A 17,534-nucleotide genomic window follows, 5' to 3' on the forward strand; every position below is an offset into this window, starting at 1 on the left:
AAAATTTAGACCAGTCCCACCTTGATATATAATGTATCTGTTTTATTTAGGATTGACTATATCAAGAAAAACAGTACTAAGATAAGTAAAAGCTAATATAACCAAAAATAATGGCAATAATAACTAAGGATATTTTATGAGTAATGCATCAACCAGTGACACACAAAACGATAAATATGTACCGCCTAAAGTTTGGACACAAGACAAAGACAACGGCGGTAAGTTCGCAAGCATCAATCGCCCAACCTCTGGCGCTCGTTATGATAAAGAGCTACCAGTAGGCGATGCTCCGCTACAGCTATACTCACTGAACACACCCAATGGTGTTAAAGTTAATATCTTATTAGAAGAGCTGGCAGAGCTTGGTATTAGCGGTGCTGAGTACGATGCTTATAAAATTGATATCTCGCAAGGTGAACAGTTTGGCTCAGGGTTTGTAGCGATTAACCCTAACTCAAAAATTCCAGCGTTGGTCGATCATTCTGCTGGTACCGCTGGCGAGCCGATTGCTCTTTTTGAGTCGGGCGCTATCTTGATGTATCTGGCAGAAAAATTTGATAGATTCCTACCTTTATCGCTAGGAAAAGCGAGAGCAGACTGTCTGTCGTGGGTGATGTGGCAAATGGGTAGTGCGCCTTTTTTAGGTGGCGGCTTCGGACATTTCTATGCCTATGCACCAGAGCCGTTAGAATATCCAATTAATCGTTACACCATGGAGACTAAACGTCAGCTTGATGTATTAGATACCCATCTAAAAGACAGTGAGTATTTATGCGGTAATGATGAAGCTGATTATAATATTGCCGATATGATTATTTGGGCATGGTATGGACAGTTGGTACTCGGTAAGCTATATGATGCGGCAGAGTTTTTGCAAGTACAAGACTACAAACACATACAGCGCTGGGCGAAAAAAATTGCTGAGAGACCTGCCGTCAAGCGTGCTGTGGAGCTAGAGTTAAAACCAATCGATTAATTATTAGCACGAGCATCATTTAATTATTTTCAATGACATTTAGGCTGGTAAGTTTAAGTTACGCACTTATCGGCTTATTTTTATTATATTTAAAATAATAAATATAAAATTGATGACCACTTTCTTTTGTATTTACATAATGGTACATTAGAACAACAGATAGAAACATTAAAGCGTTAAGATAACCGCTTATCACCGTGACAGACAGGTGTTTATACTTATTTGATTGATGAGTAATGGATTATGAAACACAATAATAAAATGCGCTTACCTATGCTTGCAGCAGTTAGTATGGCTTTGTTTGGTACAGCGAGTATGGTGAACGCCAAAACTGAGTTTACCAGCCAAGATTGGCAGGTGGTCTGTGATAATACCCGTACTTGTCGGATAGCAGGCTATCAAGCAGAAAATAATAGTGAATTTCCTGTCTCTGTCTTATTGACCCGCCGTGCAGGGGCAAACGCCGCTGTAGATGGCAAAGTCAAGCTTGGTGGTACCAAAGACAGCTCCTCTAAAGCCTTAATGCAATTAGGTAACCGTCACCGGATATCACTATTTATTAACGATCGAAATTATGGTGAAACCAAGCCGTATTCTGCAGCCGCAGGCAGTGCTGAGCTAACCCAAGCGCAAGTTACCGCCTTAGTTAGCGCCCTTCAGCGATCAAGCAAAATCACATTCGCATTACGTAACTCGCGCTGGCAACTCTCAGACAGAGGAGCTAGTGCGGTCATGTTAAAGGCCGATGATGTCCAAGGACGCGTGGGTACGCCAAGTGCGCTGATGAACCATGATAATGCGACCAAATCTAATAGTAATGTCTTACCCCCTAAAGCAGTACCTGTACTACGTTTTGTAGAGCCTAGTGGTAAGTCTGCTGCTAGCGATAAAAAGTTTGTCATGAGATCCTCTCAATTGGCCTCATTGATGAAAGGAACGATGAAAGATGCCGATGCTGACTGCCCAAATCTATCAGACAAGTCACCTTGGCGTGTCAGTCGCCTAAATGATTCACAGCTGCTGGCACAGCATGATTGTTGGACAGCTGCTTACAATGTGGGTAGTGGGGTGTGGGTGATCAATGATAGCAAACCTTACAAGCCGACATTGGTCACGACTAGCGCCACCAATTACGACAAAGGTAAGCTTAGCTCAGTACAAAAAGGTCGCGGTATTGGCGACTGTATGAGTCAAGTCGATTGGGTGTGGACGGGCCGCGCGTTTGAGAAAAGCCATGAAAGCACCACTGGACTGTGCCGTCTTATTGAAGCGGGCGGGGCATGGCAGCTGCCGACTTATGTCACGGATGTTAAAGTAGTCAAATAATCACCGATTTTTTGTTGAATGAGACGTTTAGCATGCTCAATAGAGGACTTATTCGGGCTATTTACTTAGTAATTGAATAAATGGCTACACATAATTTTTTATTGTGCTATACTGCGTCGCCACGCAAGCTTAGGCTTTCGTGAATTATGAGATTGATAACATCGCCTGCGATTTTGGGTCTAGGATGACCATAAGTAATTGTTGCCGATGATTTTGTGTACTTAAATAACGTCTTAAACATATCAGTTATTTTTGACTCATATCTTATCTACTGACCTATATAGGGTCTAGATTGGTTGCTGTTTGCGATTATCTGCTTTGGACAAAGCATTGATAATGCGCGTATATCAAGCATGGATAAGACACTCGGCACTACCACCAAAATACGTCAGACAGCACGAACGCATTTATTATAAAGACGCTAAGCTCTAATGGCTTGGTTTCTGATTATCGACACTTTTATGTTGCTCGGTAACCTTTAATAAAAGCAGCGTAATGAACGGTTATCAGTGGTATGCATCAAGTTTGCTGAATTTACAGCAGCTTATACTTACCAAGGATTCCTATGACTGACATCTTATCTGCAATTGCCGCTGAAAACGGTATCATCGAAAGCAACGACACTACTGCAAACACTGACACCTCTAACAATGACGCTACTGCTCAAGCAGCAACAGATGCGGCCTCAGAAGACAAAACAACCTTTAGCGATCTTAATATTGCCAAGCCGATTTTGACCGCGCTTGATCGCATCGGTTATACCAATCCAACCCCTATCCAAGAACAAGCCATTCCGTTTGCACTAGCCGGCCGTGACCTTTTATTGTCAGCGCAAACAGGTAGTGGTAAAACAGCAGCATTCGTAATCCCAGTACTCGATCGCTTAAGCCGTGCCACCAGCTTTGATAAACTGACCAAAGCACTTATCCTAACGCCAACGCGCGAGCTTGCTCAGCAGGTGCATGACAGCGTACGCACGTATTCAAAAGACATGCGCGGTTTGTTCTGCGTGCCCTTGGTCGGCGGCGCGCCTTACAACGGTCAAATCACCGCCCTACGTAAAGGTGTACAGGTCATCGTCGCCACGCCTGGTCGTTTGCTTGACCATATAAAAGCAGGCCGTGTGGATTTATCAAACCTTGAAGTGTTGGTACTAGATGAAGCGGACCGTATGCTAGACATGGGTTTTGCTGATGACATCAGTGATATCTTAAGCGCCGCGCCAATCGATCGTCAGACGATCATGTGTTCAGCAACTTGGGATGGCCCAGTCGGTAAAATCGCTGCCAGCTTCACTAAGAACCCTGAGCGCGTATCAATCAAAGTAGAATCTGCACACATCGAAGAAAAAGTGTACTACTGTGATGATTTTGATCACAAAAACCGCTTGCTTGACAAAATCGTTTGCCAACAAGAGATGGATCAAATCATTATCTTTGCTGCAACCAAACGTAGCACTGAAAAATTGGCAAAACAACTACAAGAAGCGGGTCATAAAGCAAGCTTCCTACATGGTGACCTGCCACAGAGCAAGCGTAACCGCATCGTTCAAGATTTGCGTAATGGTAAGGTAAAAATCTTAGTAGCGACTGACGTTGCTGCCCGTGGTCTTGACGTGCCAGCCATCTCGCACGTCATCAACTATGATTTACCACGTCAGACTGAAGATTACGTCCACCGTATTGGTCGTTGTGGCCGTGCTGGCCGTACTGGTGTGGCTATCAGCCTATGCAGCATGGACGATCGTCCACAATTGGCCGCCATCAACCGTTACTTAGATCGCAAGATGGAAGTGTGCGTTATCGAAGGCATGGAGCCTAAGAAAACCTACGTACCAAGCGAAAACAAAGGACGCGGGCGTGGCCGTGGTCGCGGACGCTCAAGCGGTGGTTATGCTGGCAAGTCTACTGGCGGTGGCCGTGGTCGCTCAAACGATCGCGCAGCAACAGGCCAGCGCGCCAGCAATGATAGTGGATACCAAGGCCAAGGTGCTGGCAAGTCACGTGATTCATCAGGTAAGCCAAAAGACCGTTTTGGTGGTAAACCATATCAGGGCAAGCGCGGTGACCGTGCAGCTACAGGCCGTGGTCGTCCAAGTGGCAGCCAAGGTCGCCCAGCAAATCGTTCTGACAGCCGTGGTCAAGGTCGTCCAAACGGTGGCAACCGTGGTAAAAACTCATAATATCGCTATAACGAACGATTAAAGCTACTAATTACTAATTCATTAATCGTCTAAAGTAGTAAAAAGCCAGATACTTGTTATCTGGCTTTTTTGTGTGTGACCCATTGTTCGCTGATGGTATAGTTAAGCTTTTGCAGGCATGACTAACTATGATTCGTTTAGAGCTCAGCAGTTATTAAGATCATTGACATGGCTGCTTGCACGAGTTTTTTAGCTTGTCTATACTGATTCACTTTTGCCAGTTGTTTGCCTCGGAGCGCCTTGATGCCTACTACCTCCTCTTTAGCAATTGATAGCCTGCCATTAGCTTTCGGTATCATTATGGCAATCATTGGCCTAGTATTCTATACCCAAGGTTTGCCGGGTAAATTCTGGCGACGGTTTTATGCGGTATTGCCCGGTATTGTGCTGTGCTGCTTTATACCTGCTACTTTAAATAGCTTAGGGATGTTCGCCGATGGGGTGGGTTCACAGATTTATGGATTTACCGCGACGTATCTGCTGCCAGCCAGTTTGCTATTGATGACCTTATCCATGGATGTTCCCAAAATACTAGGATTAGGTTGGAAAGCGATTGCCATGTTCTTTGCCGCCAGTATCGCTATTGTTATTAGCGGTCCCATTAGTTTAGGAATAGCTAAGTGGGTATCGCCTGAAATGTTCCTCGATGATACATTATGGCGTGGATTTTCAGCCGTGGCAGGCAGTTGGATCGGCGGTGCAGCTAACCAAGCGGCAATGAAAGAGCTGTTTGGGGTCAGTGATGATTTGTTTGGCATGATGATCTTGGTGGATGCCACCAATGCCTCATTGTGGTTACTCGCAATCTTGGTGATGGCAAAACACAGCGCAAAGATCGATCGATTCTTGCGCGCTGATACCAGTAGTATTGATAAAGTCATTAAAGCCGTCGAAAGCTATGAGCGCGATCATGCCCGTCCAGCCACCATTAATGATTTGATGGTGATGTTTGGCTTGTGCTTTGCCATGGTAGGAGTGGCGCACTTTGTTGGTGGACAAATTGCTGACTTTTTTGCCCCATATAAATGGGCGGTGCAATATAGTTTTGCCAGTTCATTCTTTTGGATGGTGGTCATTATTACTCTGTTAGGCGTCATTTTTTCTTTTACTAAGATTCGCAGACTCGACCATGTGGGCGCGTCCAAAATGGGTACCGTATTTATCTTCGTGCTGATTGCCGCGATTGGTATGCAGATTAATTTGGCAGGTATTGTCTCGCAGTGGCGGCTATTGCTTATCGGCTTTTTATGGATGAGTATCCATGTGGTGATTATCTTTGGGGTTGCCAGACTTATCCGTGCGCCGTTTTTCTTTTTGGCGGTAGGTTCTAATGCCAATACAGGTGGCGCATCGTCGGCACCGATCGTCGCGACGGCTTTTCATCCATCGCTTGCGCCTGTTGGCGTGTTTTTGGGTATTATGGGCTATGCGGTGGGTACGTTTGGCGGGTATATCAGTACCCAATTGATGCGCTTGGTAGTGGGTTAGTGTTTAGGTTATCCATATTCTGATAGCATTTTTTCCTCAAAAAACCTGCAATGATTGCGGGTTTTTTTATTATAAGGTGCCTAATGACTTAAGTTGTCGTTTTGTCTATCGATGCTATTGATACGTAAGCTTTGCCACACCCCTGCATGAGTACGTGTTAACCTTCCTGCTACTCAGATGAATAATAATAAATACATTAGCAATAAATAGTGTCTCAATAGGAAAAATAGCGTCATGGCCAATCCAAAACAATTAGAAGCAACAGAAAATAAGACAAGTATCGTCAAGAACGCTCTATACAACCCTAATCAAGAAAATATTCAGGTCAGAGGTGCGCGTGTTCATAATTTAAAGAACGTCGATGTGGATTTACCGCGCAATGCCTTAGTGGTCTTTACGGGTATATCTGGATCGGGAAAATCATCACTGGCATTTGGTACGCTATTTGCCGAGTCACAGCGGCGCTATCTTGATTCAGTATCGCCTTATGCCAGAAGGCTCATCGATCAGGTTGATGAACCCGATGTCGATACTATAGAAGGGTTACCGCCAGCAGTTGCCTTACAGCAGCAGCGGGGTACGCCGTCAGTACGCTCGTCCGTCGGTAGTGTAACAACCATATCTAATGGTCTTCGTATGTTGTACTCACGAGCCGGAGAGTATCCCGCCGGCCAAGAGATGCTGTATGCCGATGCGTTCTCGCCCAATACGCCAGATGGTGCCTGTCCCACGTGTTCAGGTATCGGCCGTGTATTTGAGGTCACCGAGGATCTGCTGGTACCAGATAATACCAAAAGCATTCGCGAGCGAGCTATTGCCGCATGGCCACCGGCATGGCAAGGTCAAAACCTGAGCCGTATATTGACCACGCTCGGCTATGATATTGATAAACCTTGGCACACCCTGCCAAAGAAGACCCGCGACTGGATCTTGTTTACCGATGAGACACCAACAGTGCCTGTTTATCCTGAGTATGATATAGAACAGACACGGGAGGCCATTGAGAAAGGGGAAAAGCCAAACTATATGGGTACGTTTACCAGTGCCAAAAACTTTGTTTTGCATTCTTTTGCCACCACTCAAAGCCCGCGCACCAAGAAACGCGTGTCGCAATTTATGCAGATATCCGAGTGTCCAGAATGTCACGGCAAAAAACTTAAGAAAGAATCACTGTCGGTTAAATTTGCAGGACTCGATATCGGTGAGCTGTCACAGCTTACATTGACGGACATGGCCCAAAAACTTGAGAAAACAGCGCATACCAAGATAGCTGATGATACACCAAACCGCGAAAAAGCCATCGTTGCCCAGCGTATTGCCAGTGATATTCTCTCTCGTATTGAGGCACTAACAAGGCTTGGGCTCGGTTATCTGTCACTTGAGCGTACCACACCAACACTATCGCCTGGTGAGCTACAGCGATTGCGATTAGCGACCCAGATTCGCTCGCAACTGTTTGGCGTGGTTTATGTCCTTGATGAGCCATCAGCAGGTCTGCACCCTGCTGACACGCAGGCGCTACTTGGGGCGCTAGATGAGTTGATCGCATCTGGTAACTCGGTGTTTGTGGTTGAGCACGACGTGAGTGTGATTGGGCATGCTGATTGGGTGGTCGATGTCGGGCCACAGGCTGGCACGCATGGCGGCGAGATTGTCTATAGTGGGCCTGTAGAAGGGCTACGTGAGGTTGCGCAGTCGCATACGGGTCAATATCTCTTTGCTAACGACACGGCGAATCATCAGTCAAAATCTGACACAAGGCAACCGACAGCGTGGCTGAAACTCGCAAATATCGAGCGCAATAATATAATCGGCTTGGATGTTGAGTTTCCGCTTGGGGTGATGACTAGTGTCACGGGTGTCTCAGGGTCAGGTAAGTCGAGTCTTATCAGCCAAGCATTGGTAGAGCTTATCAGTGAAGTATTGGGGCAAAAGACGGTTACTGAAGCGCCTGTAGGTGAGGCAGATTTGCTTGAGCAAGAGCTTGAGACAGTCACTGGTGGTGAAATCGTCGCTGGCATGGAGCAAGTCCGTCGTCTTATTAATATCAATCAAAAGGCGATTGGGCGGACACCGCGCTCAAACCTAGCAACCTATACAGGATTGTTCGATGATGTGCGTAAGCTGTTTGCCGCAACTAAGCAAGCAAAAGCACATGGCTATGACGCTGGACGTTTCTCGTTTAACACCAAAAAAGGCCGCTGTCCAAATTGTGAAGGTTTGGGTTTTGTCAGTGTGGAGCTGCTATTTTTACCAAGTGTCTATGCACCTTGCCAGGTCTGTCACGGGCAACGCTATGATGAAGAAACACTTACCATCACGTATCGAGATAAAAACATTGCTGAAGTATTAAATTTAACCGTTGAAGCGGCTCATGAGTTCTTTGTTGATGAAGCGCCTATCTTGCGCGCATTGGATGCGTTGCTGCAAGTGGGGCTTGGCTACTTACGTTTGGGGCAGCCCGCCACTGAGTTGTCAGGGGGTGAAGCACAGCGTATTAAGCTTGCCACTGAACTACAACGCACGCAACGAGGCGATACGCTCTATATCTTAGATGAGCCAACCACAGGTTTACATCCTGCTGATGTATCCATGCTGATGACGCAATTAAACGGTTTGGTCGATGCGGGGAACACCGTCATCATGGTTGAGCATGATATGCAAGTGGCCAGCAATAGCGACTGGGTGATTGATATGGGGCCAGGGGCAGGTGATGAGGGCGGGTTAATTGTCGCTCAAGGTACGCCAGAAGACGTGGCCCAATCAGAAGACAGTCGCACCGCACCGTTTTTATTGGTGTGATTTTATTGATGTGACGACCAGTTTTCAAATTGGGTCTAAGAGTGAAGGGTATCCCCAATAATTATCAGGGCATTTGGGCAATTCAACTAACGTGCGACGCAACGCATCTGACCATTGATGACGGATGGTATTAAAGTACTCATCACCCTCATCAATACGGCGACCTTTGGGTAAGATTAAACTGTCATTACAGTTAGGCTTACAATATCAATTTTAAAACATAATGTATGGATGACAGTCTGCGCCGCTCAGTAATGTATTTATGAGCGGCGTTTTTATACATTTTAATATAGTAATTATCATGGCGTGCTACTGGTTATCGCTATAATATACGTAGAACGGCTGGCCTATATACTAAGAAGAATAGGGATAAAGTGTATGTTTGACATCATAAAAGACTGGCGTGAGCAGCGTATATTGGACAACAGCAAGTTCACGCATGAAGACTGGGCGCGGGCGGCTGAGTGTATCATGATATTGGATAGGTTGACTGAAGACGAGCTAAGCCGCTTGTTTGACTTGGCGACTTTGTTTTTGGATGATAAGTCGATTGTGGGTGCACAAGGTTTTGAGATTACTAATGCGGTCAGACAATCCATTGCACTACAGGCGTGCTTGCCTATCTTAAACCTCAGCCTTGAGTGGTATAGCGGTTGGTCATCTATTATTATTTATCAAGGTTCGTACAAAAGTGAGAGTACAACGGTAGATGAATTTGGTATCGTCCATGAGGGCAGTCAGCACCGTAGTGGGGAAGCATGGCAGCGAGGTCCTGTCATTCTCTCATGGAAGGATGCCAAGCACTCAGGTGAGCGTGACGGACACAATGTGGTGATTCACGAGTTTGTGCATAAGCTTGATATGATGAATGGCCGCGCTAATGGCTTTCCACCGATGCAGCCTGACATGGATCCTGCACGTTGGACACAAATCATGTCGCGAGATTTCGAAGACTTTCAAACGCATCGTAAGTCAGGTTTAGATCGTTATGGTGCGACCAATCCTGCCGAGTTTTTTGCGGTATTGAGCGAAGTATTTTTTGAGACGCCGCAAAAGCTAGTGGATGCTTATCCTGACATTTACGATATTATGGTGAAGTTTTTTAAGCAAAGTCCACTTCAGCCAAAAGCATAAAGTAAAATATATATCAAAAATTAAATATAATTCAATATGATAAAGAGACAAAAAGGGCAGTGCTTCATATATGACGCATTGCCCTTGTTTAATATAATTTATCTGACCATAAAGATGCTTACGCTGTTATTTAAACCGTCCACTGATCGTTAACGACAGCGACGAGATAACGCTTACCCTGATACTCATCAAACACCAAGCGCAACACCCGCCAGTCTAAACCGCTGTATTCATCACTACCTTTATAGTAAAACTCAACGACATCAGAGTTTTGATATATTTTATTTAGGTTATTGATGCTATTGCCACTTTTTTGAAACTCATTGACGCTAAGGGTAGCGTCATTAAAGGTTTTGGCCTTTACCCAAGTGTCTAGGTACTCTGGTAGCGGTATGATTAATGGCTCACCAGAGCCGTCACGTTCACCCCAAGTAAAGCGGATTTTGGACTGCTGCAAATACTGTGCATATTGCGCGCGGCTAAAAACCTTGTCTGACTCAGGGCGCACGTAGGCATACATCGAAAAACGGACGCCACGTGTGGGATGAATATCATCAGTAATTCTAGCAAAATCCTTATTGGCGAGTGCCCGCTGTATACGCAACGCTTGCTGCTTTAGGGTTTGTTGACTGATATCAGTACTTATAGCCGTTGCTGAGGTGCTGGTAGGTTGAGCGACAATCGCTTCGCTGGACTCAGAAGCGGACTGGCAGCCAGTCGCGGTCAAAGCAAGCAATAAAAGGCTACTAGAGGCCAATGCCGCAGATTTCTCCTTGAAAAAGGTAGGTAGTATTATCATAAAAGCATCCTTACCACAGTTATTAGTGAAATAAACGTCACGATAAGCCACTAAAAGTTGTCATCACAATAGATAAAAGAGCATAAAAGCGCTATGTAATCGGAATTTTGATGAGTGAACCTGAATGATACGATAATACAGCAGAGTCGTTATATGGCTATGATGTAATAGACCGTAACACTTATAAGATAAAAGCTCGTAGAGAACGACATGCCAACATACAAATCGCTGATATTACTATCAACCATAGCACTGACAACTGTCGGTACTGCCACAGCAGATGTGACAAAAGCATTTCAGAAACAAGCTGCTGTGGCTGATATGAAAATCACGACCATCACAAAAATGTACCAACAAGATATCGATGACCAAGGTATGAGTAATCCTATAGTGCTACAGCAATATGCCAATGCTGATTTACAAGCAGCCATGCAGCTAGAACAAGATTACTTTGATAAAAATCAAACGTCCTGCAATGTTGATTATGATGTGCTGTGGGATTCTCAAGACCCTGATTATACTCAAGACAAGAAGTTTTCGATGACTGATAAAGGATTGGTTAAAGTCAGCTTGGCGCAAGGTAGCAATATTTATTATGATTTGACATGCAATGATAAAGATTGCCAAATCGCAGATGTTAGCTTAAATGAAGATGGTGGAACTTTGAGTAAGCATTTGCTTGAAACTTGTCGTTAGTAGAAAACTGAATTGATATTAAAAATGTCAGCGCCAAGCTATTTTAAATTTAAAAATACGCAGTTAAATATAGAAACGATATGACGCAGATTGATATTTACTCTTATACTGAAACCGCCGGTATGTTTTCGCATAATGTATATTATGTTAAACTAAGGGTACCATACAATAAGTTCATGGGATTATAATTATATGATAAATCCCTATAAAGATTGGTTGATGATTGATTAATTCTCATACGTATTACCTATTCATAAAGTCATCTTCATCACCACTAATACAGTTACTAGCTGAGCTGTCTTAAGGAGTTAATGTACAGAGCTATCATTAATCCTATTGTATTTGTAATCGAGCTTAACGTATTAAACCATGTCGCTAGTTAACCTGTTTGATAAACTTGTTCTACTCATCATTGCTAAGTTTACTACCTTCATACTGCACAATAAGCCCTCTGAATAATCTGTCACTCCTAATCATCACCTAATAAACAAATCACTCATCAATCGATTGTTGGTAGCTTAGCCGACTTCCTGATTAATGCGAATGTGCTTGAACTACGTTAGGTACAGAAGTATTAGCCACCAAGTGACAATCAGCTCAAAGTAAAAGCAATAACCCTTCTGAATGCCTATTACTCTATATCATTGATAAGAACGTATACAAGCTCTGATAATACTCCTACTTGGCATCTCAGTAAGTCCAAGTCTATATACACCTTATAGCTGCTATTATCATAGCTAACTACGTTTCCATTTAGAGTCACCAAAACAGCCTTCCTGATTAGTGAAACATTCATTGGTCTTTTCTAACATCTCTCGTTCTTACTGAGATATCTTAATCTAAAGCATTGAGTTGATACCTTCCAAATTTGCACAGAACAGTACTATCACCCTGATTAAGGTATTCTGTGCGAGTACAGGAGCACGGTTTTTCGTGCAAATATGTCGAAGGACTCTATTGCCAATAGCAAACAGCACTCTTACTTTTAATCTATATGAAGTTTATTCCTTCAAACGCCATATATATCAACAAAAAAAATAGCTTACTCCCTCTTTCTCCACTATACTATAATTATCCCCAACCTTCACTTGGGGATAATTGTACCTAAAATACTTAATTTTAAAGGGTTTTATGTCTTAATAGATTAATAACCGTGTCCATTTCAGTGTCCAATAACTATCTATATTTTCCAAAAGATACTTTTTCAGAATTTATAAAGTATGTGCAAAGATTATTCTAAATCTCAGTATAGAGTTAATAGATTAACATTCACAATTTACCTTGCTTATAAAACTTACGGATGTGCATTATGGCTGTCGACAATTTAAATGATATTAATATACTTGAATGCCGAGATAAAGATTACTCGGTTAGTGTCTCAGGTATTGCGGGCCTAAGTATTCGTATTTATCCAAATGGTAAAAAAGAATATTACTTGAGGTACGCTCATCCGCATATCGATGGTAAGCGTCCTAGAATGATGCTAGGTAAGGTCGAAGAAATCAGTCTATATGAAGCTAAGCATAAAGCAGAAAGTATACTTAAGATGGTCGCACAAGGCTCTGACCCTAAAGCTATCCATAAAAAAGAACAAGTCAATAAGTATGCTCATCTAAAGAACGCCACATTTTCTGAAATTACACAAGCGTGGCGAGACCACAAAACATCAAGTCGTAATCGTAGCAATTCTAGAAAGCGTGCGTTTAGTGAATCTACCCTTAAATTTTGGGATTTATGTCTAGGATATATGTGTCGCGAGATTGGCGACTTAAGAATGAACGATATCACGAGCGAGATGATATTAAGTGTGTGTGAGGCGATTCAGAATAATGAAAATCAAGCAACCTTCGTTGGTGCAAGCACTCGGCTTTATACTGAAAAAGTCTTCTCATTCGCTGTTGCAAGAGGATTATGCGATAGAAACATAGCTATTGATACGCGTGGCGAGCTCGCACCTGCCAGCTCAGGCAACCATTTACCAGCCATCACTAAGCCTGATCAGTTTGCCACTCTCCTAAACGATATGTCTAATTTTGAAGGTGCAAGTAAGATTACATTGGAAGCAATGAACTTATTACCATATGTTTTTGTGCGTAGTATCGATTTGCGGTCTATGCGATGGCAAGATATAGATTGGGATAACAAGCTATGGGAGTTTTCTCCTACTAAAGGCGAAGGTCGTGAGGATATGGTATCGCACTTAGTTGTACCTCTAGCCACTCAGGTTATTGAACGCTTACGAAGAATAAAAGCAATTACAGGTCATAAAGAATATGTGTTTGCATCGATGCGTGCCTCAAGCAATAGCTATATTAGTAAAGCGACTCTAGTACAGATATTCCATAGGCTTGGATACAAAGATGTTCAGTGTGCTCATGGATTTCGAGCATCGGCCAAAACATTGCTTATGGAACAATCTGAACTACGTTACTCAGATATTGTGACTGAGCTGCAATTAGGACATCGAATAAAGGATACGCATGGTGGCGCTTATAACCGATTGGATGAAATCGATACTCGAATACTCATGATGCAAGATTGGGCTGACTATATAGATAAGCTGCGAGACTCTGTATGAAAACTACTTTAAGCTGATTATATCATTCAATTTTCATTGCTTTGTAGAGAGTATTAATATAATATTAAATCATAAGAGACACCTATATAAAAGTTCATATATTCGTAGGATTTGATTCAAATGCTGAAAATAAAATCTATTACTCTAAACAACTCAGCTCAGCTTAGTCTATTGTTTGATAGCACTACTACACTTCCCTGCTTATATCCTATGCTTTATATTAATAGCTCATTGAAGTTTAAAAGTGAATCAACACAACGAGCTTACTTGCAGGGCATTAAGCAGTGGTACGAGTTCTGGGAAGAAAAACATAATCAGTCATTCTGCAAGTATTTCCGTGAACATAAATCTAACCCTAATTTGATGATTAAAGAAATAGACAGCTTTATATTATATTTGGAAAATATGCGGGTAGTTGACCAAAAGCTAATTAGATTAGGGAGCAATCCTTCAATTAATTACAATACGCTTGCACATCGTTTGCGGGCTATCCTCAGCTATTTAAACTATTTATTAGATACCTTTAGTCAAGTACACGGTAAATCTATAAGCCCTCAAATAGTTAGATATAAATCTACACTTTCCCAAAAGTCTGATCTTGTCAAAAACTTGTCCTCTAATCACCATAAAGCCCATAAAAATGGGACAAACTTTAAAAGCCTTACAGAGGAAATAAAAGAAGCTCTATATTCTATTATTTCGCCAAAAGCACTAGAACCTTTATTTAAGAGTAAGGAAGCGCAGTTAAGAAACTTTCTCATTGTACATCTGCTCTTAAACTACGGTTTGAGGACTGGCGAGCTGTTACTTTTAACTCTTAACTCAATTAAGACTGATTTAAAAACATGTAATACTTATCTCGTTATAACTGATACACAAGATAGAACAGATAACCGTATATCGAAGCCGCAGATGAAAAACGTTCAATCCGTTCGAACCATATTATTAGAAAAACGTGATGCTCAATTTATTCACATGTATATCAACAATATCAGATCTCGAGATTCTAAAAGTCACATGCTATTTCTATCGTTACAAGCACCCTACGCACCTCTTAGTAAATCAGGTCTTAAAAAGCTCATAGCTACGATAAATGAGAAGATAAAAAGCAAGCATCCTCAATTTTTTGACAAAAATTATGTAGATTCAATTGATAAAATTTCAGCTCATATTCTTCGTCATACATGGGCGTATATGATGCTTAAACATAGTTATCAATCATATTTGGACAGTTACAACAAGGCGCAGGCAATGGAGAATGCTATTGAAAGTTTAAGAAAGATGGCAGGGTGGTCACTCAACAGTACTATGCCATACTTATATGCTAGCCGATTTATCTCGGAAAATGCTAACTTATCTAATATACATCGAATTACAAAAGTGGGTGCACACTATGACTAATAATAATTTAGCACTAGAGTTTCCTAACTACTCGAGTCATCGTTTATTTTCTGAGGCTCAGATAAGTAAAATTGAAAGTCTACATATTCCTACTATAATTCGATTTATGCTTGCTGATAGATATGAAACGAAATTTATCAATTCTACCTCAAGTACTTGGGAGTTTTTCTACTCCGGTAGAAAAGAGTACATAGACTTTACTGAAGAAAATTATCTAGATAAGCATGAGATTAAGTTATTAAAGTTCTTTTTAGCTTACTACTCCCAAATTAATAGCCCTGCTTATTTATCAAGATACTTTAAACAAGTCAGGTCTGAATTTCATAAGTTAATAAAAAGCAACAACTCTTTTAGTTATCTAAGTTTCAAAGAAGTGCTTTTAGATTTAGCCGTAGATGAATCTAAACATAGAGAATACTATACACTAAAGAACTTTGTCAGATTATTGATAGCTGAAGGTTTTGAAGGATTTAGTGAAGAAGATGAACTTGATCTTGAAATACTAGAAAGACCAAAATCTTTTAACTCAAAATTGTTCTATCAAGAGTTTGAAGATCCTATTAGTAAACCTACGATCACAATGATACAAAATGGCTTTGCAAAATTGAATTTAGAAATTTTGGAGGGACAATCAATAGCAGACAATGTCATTAAAAATGCCTCTATCCTTGGTCTTATCTATGTAACTGGTATGAGACCCGTTCAATTATCAAAACTTTCTGTTGAAGATATAAAGATAGACACTTATACGGAAGCAGGTGAAAATATGCGCTACAGCATAGTTGTACCTTATGCAAAACAAGGGCGATTCAATCATGCTAAAGTTTCTATAAAACTACCTGAGGAAATTGCTACAGTTATTTTACAATATATCAAACAGTTTGAATTACCTACAAACAATCAGCTTTTTGATTTAGGTAATTATGCAGTTACTTACTGTACTACTGCTATCAATGAACAACTCTTTGAATTCTCACCACAGGAATATCAACAACGAGTTTCAAATGGTGAATTAATCCAAATTAAATACACAAGTTCTCAGTTCCGCCATCATGTAGCTTACTCAATGGCACTGTCAGGATCAAGTGCTGAAGACATTGCTTACATTTTAGGCCATTCATCCTTAGTTACAGCTAGACATTATATTTTTTCATCGCCCAATCTTGCTCAAATTCGAGCTATCGCACTCGGTAGAAATCCTGTTTACCAACAAATAATAGCCATGCTAATGACTGGTGATATTATTACTCATGAGCAAGATCATGGAAAGAATGTAATAGGATTTATTAATAATAAGATCCACATCAATATAGGTAAATGTAGCTATAAAGCCAACTGTTTCCTTGAACCTGTGCGTAGTTGCTATGGATGTGTCTATTTTCATCCTTATATAAATGGTAATCATAAAGAGGTTTTAGAATGTGTTCAATATGAACTAGAATCGATCATATATATGTCTGATGCTGTTTATAACTCATCAAACCCGATTATTGCTATTAATGAAGCTACTAAATTTGAAATACAGTCAGTCATTAAGCGCTGTAAGTTAAATAGTGAGTTGAAAAATGCAGATGACTAATTACAGTAAATTCATTGATGAGCAAAAAGTATATTTTAAAAACAACTTATACAAACCAAATGATGCCTTATGGGAAGATGGTTTTTGGTTAAAGACTGGTGTGGGTTCAAGCTGGCTACTATCAAGAAACAAGCTAAGCCTCAGGTTTTTTTCTACAAGCAAAGTAAAAGGGCTGTCAAATATAAATATATCTGAAGAGTATCAAGAATTTTGTAAAGCCATGCTAGTGTACAGTTATCGCCAAGCTAACGGTAATGTTTCACCACAAAAGCTTGTTGCTGAACTTTTAGTGTTAAAGCGTTGGTTTTATTCCCTACAAGAACTTACCTCTGACACTCACCCGAAAAAACTATCGACAGAAATTCTTAACCACGCCTACCTTTTATTAAAGAATAATAGTAATGCTGCTAACCTTCCAGATCATGTTGGAACATTCAAAAGACTACAACACATAGTGAATAGACCTCTTGCAAAAGTAGCAAAGGGAATTAAAATAGGAAGACACTCATAACTTTTTAGGAACCATGCCAAACATAAATAAGCTACTCAAAC

General features: G+C 41.5%; 12 protein-coding genes. 11 read left to right on the plus strand and 1 reads right to left on the minus strand.

Features of this window, described 5'->3' with window-relative positions:
• The first annotated feature begins 136 nt into the window (after positions 1–136).
• From yghU to BLR43_RS10920, 6 genes are all read left to right on the plus strand, one after another.
• Positions 137–976 (plus strand): glutathione-dependent disulfide-bond oxidoreductase, encoded by an 840-nt coding sequence (yghU, locus tag BLR43_RS10895; protein ID WP_093071037.1) that lies wholly within the window; start codon positions 137–139, stop codon positions 974–976.
• A gap of 243 nt (positions 977–1,219) precedes the next feature.
• Positions 1,220–2,302: a DUF1176 domain-containing protein gene (locus tag BLR43_RS10900; RefSeq protein ID WP_093071040.1), complete on the plus strand. Its 1,083-nt coding sequence runs from the start codon at positions 1,220–1,222 to the stop codon at positions 2,300–2,302.
• A 565-nt stretch (positions 2,303–2,867) separates the two neighbouring features.
• Positions 2,868–4,484 (plus strand): DEAD/DEAH box helicase, encoded by a 1,617-nt coding sequence (locus BLR43_RS10905; protein ID WP_093071043.1) that lies wholly within the window; start codon positions 2,868–2,870, stop codon positions 4,482–4,484.
• Positions 4,485–4,748: 264 nt separating this feature from the next.
• A complete protein-coding gene (locus BLR43_RS10910; protein ID WP_071001570.1) occupies positions 4,749–5,993 on the plus strand; it encodes a DUF819 family protein in 1,245 nt (414 codons plus the stop codon).
• 234 nt (positions 5,994–6,227) lie between these two features.
• Positions 6,228–8,795: an excinuclease ABC subunit UvrA gene (gene uvrA, locus BLR43_RS10915; protein ID WP_071001569.1), complete on the plus strand. Its 2,568-nt coding sequence runs from the start codon at positions 6,228–6,230 to the stop codon at positions 8,793–8,795.
• 378 nt (positions 8,796–9,173) lie between these two features.
• Positions 9,174–9,929 carry a M90 family metallopeptidase gene (locus BLR43_RS10920; RefSeq protein ID WP_071001568.1) on the plus strand — a complete coding sequence of 252 codons (756 nt, stop codon included), beginning with the start codon at positions 9,174–9,176 and terminating at the stop codon, positions 9,927–9,929.
• Positions 9,930–10,059: 130 nt separating this feature from the next.
• Here BLR43_RS10920 and BLR43_RS10925 read toward each other — a convergent pair whose 3' ends face one another.
• Complete coding sequence (locus BLR43_RS10925) at positions 10,060–10,728, minus strand: hypothetical protein (protein ID WP_071001567.1); 669 nt, start codon at positions 10,726–10,728, stop codon at positions 10,060–10,062.
• Positions 10,729–10,938: 210 nt separating this feature from the next.
• On the opposite strand from BLR43_RS10925, the gene BLR43_RS10930 reads away from it, so the two are divergent.
• The 5 genes from BLR43_RS10930 to BLR43_RS10950 all read left to right on the plus strand — a co-directional run bounded on the left by BLR43_RS10930 (position 10,939) and on the right by BLR43_RS10950 (position 17,493).
• Positions 10,939–11,424 (plus strand): hypothetical protein, encoded by a 486-nt coding sequence (locus BLR43_RS10930; RefSeq protein WP_071001566.1) that lies wholly within the window; start codon positions 10,939–10,941, stop codon positions 11,422–11,424.
• 1,309 nt (positions 11,425–12,733) lie between these two features.
• Positions 12,734–14,002: a tyrosine-type recombinase/integrase gene (locus BLR43_RS10935; protein ID WP_045455641.1), complete on the plus strand. Its 1,269-nt coding sequence runs from the start codon at positions 12,734–12,736 to the stop codon at positions 14,000–14,002.
• Positions 14,003–14,122: 120 nt separating this feature from the next.
• Positions 14,123–15,403 (plus strand): site-specific integrase, encoded by a 1,281-nt coding sequence (locus BLR43_RS10940; RefSeq protein ID WP_093071046.1) that lies wholly within the window; start codon positions 14,123–14,125, stop codon positions 15,401–15,403.
• Positions 15,396–16,982 carry a site-specific integrase gene (locus BLR43_RS10945; protein WP_093071049.1) on the plus strand — a complete coding sequence of 529 codons (1,587 nt, stop codon included), beginning with the start codon at positions 15,396–15,398 and terminating at the stop codon, positions 16,980–16,982. The genes BLR43_RS10940 and BLR43_RS10945 overlap by 8 nt, the downstream gene beginning before the upstream one ends.
• Positions 16,969–17,493 carry a hypothetical protein gene (locus tag BLR43_RS10950; protein ID WP_093071051.1) on the plus strand — a complete coding sequence of 175 codons (525 nt, stop codon included), beginning with the start codon at positions 16,969–16,971 and terminating at the stop codon, positions 17,491–17,493. Before BLR43_RS10945 ends, BLR43_RS10950 begins: the two co-directional genes overlap by 14 nt.
• Positions 17,494–17,534 lie beyond the last annotated feature (41 nt).

The organism is Psychrobacter pacificensis, assembly GCF_900101915.1.
Classification (GTDB): domain Bacteria; phylum Pseudomonadota; class Gammaproteobacteria; order Pseudomonadales; family Moraxellaceae; genus Psychrobacter; species Psychrobacter pacificensis.

What these genes read in the sequence shown, in the direction of transcription:
- yghU (WP_093071037.1), top strand. Translation starts at nt 137, where the DNA reads ATGAGTAATGCATCAACCAGTGACACACAAAACGATAAATATGTACCG.
- BLR43_RS10900 (WP_093071040.1), top strand. Translation starts at nt 1,220, where the DNA reads ATGAAACACAATAATAAAATGCGCTTACCTATGCTTGCAGCAGTTAGT.
- BLR43_RS10905 (WP_093071043.1), top strand. Translation starts at nt 2,868, where the DNA reads ATGACTGACATCTTATCTGCAATTGCCGCTGAAAACGGTATCATCGAA.
- BLR43_RS10910 (WP_071001570.1), top strand. Translation starts at nt 4,749, where the DNA reads ATGCCTACTACCTCCTCTTTAGCAATTGATAGCCTGCCATTAGCTTTC.
- uvrA (WP_071001569.1), top strand. Translation starts at nt 6,228, where the DNA reads ATGGCCAATCCAAAACAATTAGAAGCAACAGAAAATAAGACAAGTATC.
- BLR43_RS10920 (WP_071001568.1), top strand. Translation starts at nt 9,174, where the DNA reads ATGTTTGACATCATAAAAGACTGGCGTGAGCAGCGTATATTGGACAAC.
- BLR43_RS10925 (WP_071001567.1), bottom strand. Translation starts at nt 10,728, where the DNA reads ATGATAATACTACCTACCTTTTTCAAGGAGAAATCTGCGGCATTGGCC.
- BLR43_RS10930 (WP_071001566.1), top strand. Translation starts at nt 10,939, where the DNA reads ATGCCAACATACAAATCGCTGATATTACTATCAACCATAGCACTGACA.
- BLR43_RS10935 (WP_045455641.1), top strand. Translation starts at nt 12,734, where the DNA reads ATGGCTGTCGACAATTTAAATGATATTAATATACTTGAATGCCGAGAT.
- BLR43_RS10940 (WP_093071046.1), top strand. Translation starts at nt 14,123, where the DNA reads ATGCTGAAAATAAAATCTATTACTCTAAACAACTCAGCTCAGCTTAGT.
- BLR43_RS10945 (WP_093071049.1), top strand. Translation starts at nt 15,396, where the DNA reads ATGACTAATAATAATTTAGCACTAGAGTTTCCTAACTACTCGAGTCAT.
- BLR43_RS10950 (WP_093071051.1), top strand. Translation starts at nt 16,969, where the DNA reads ATGCAGATGACTAATTACAGTAAATTCATTGATGAGCAAAAAGTATAT.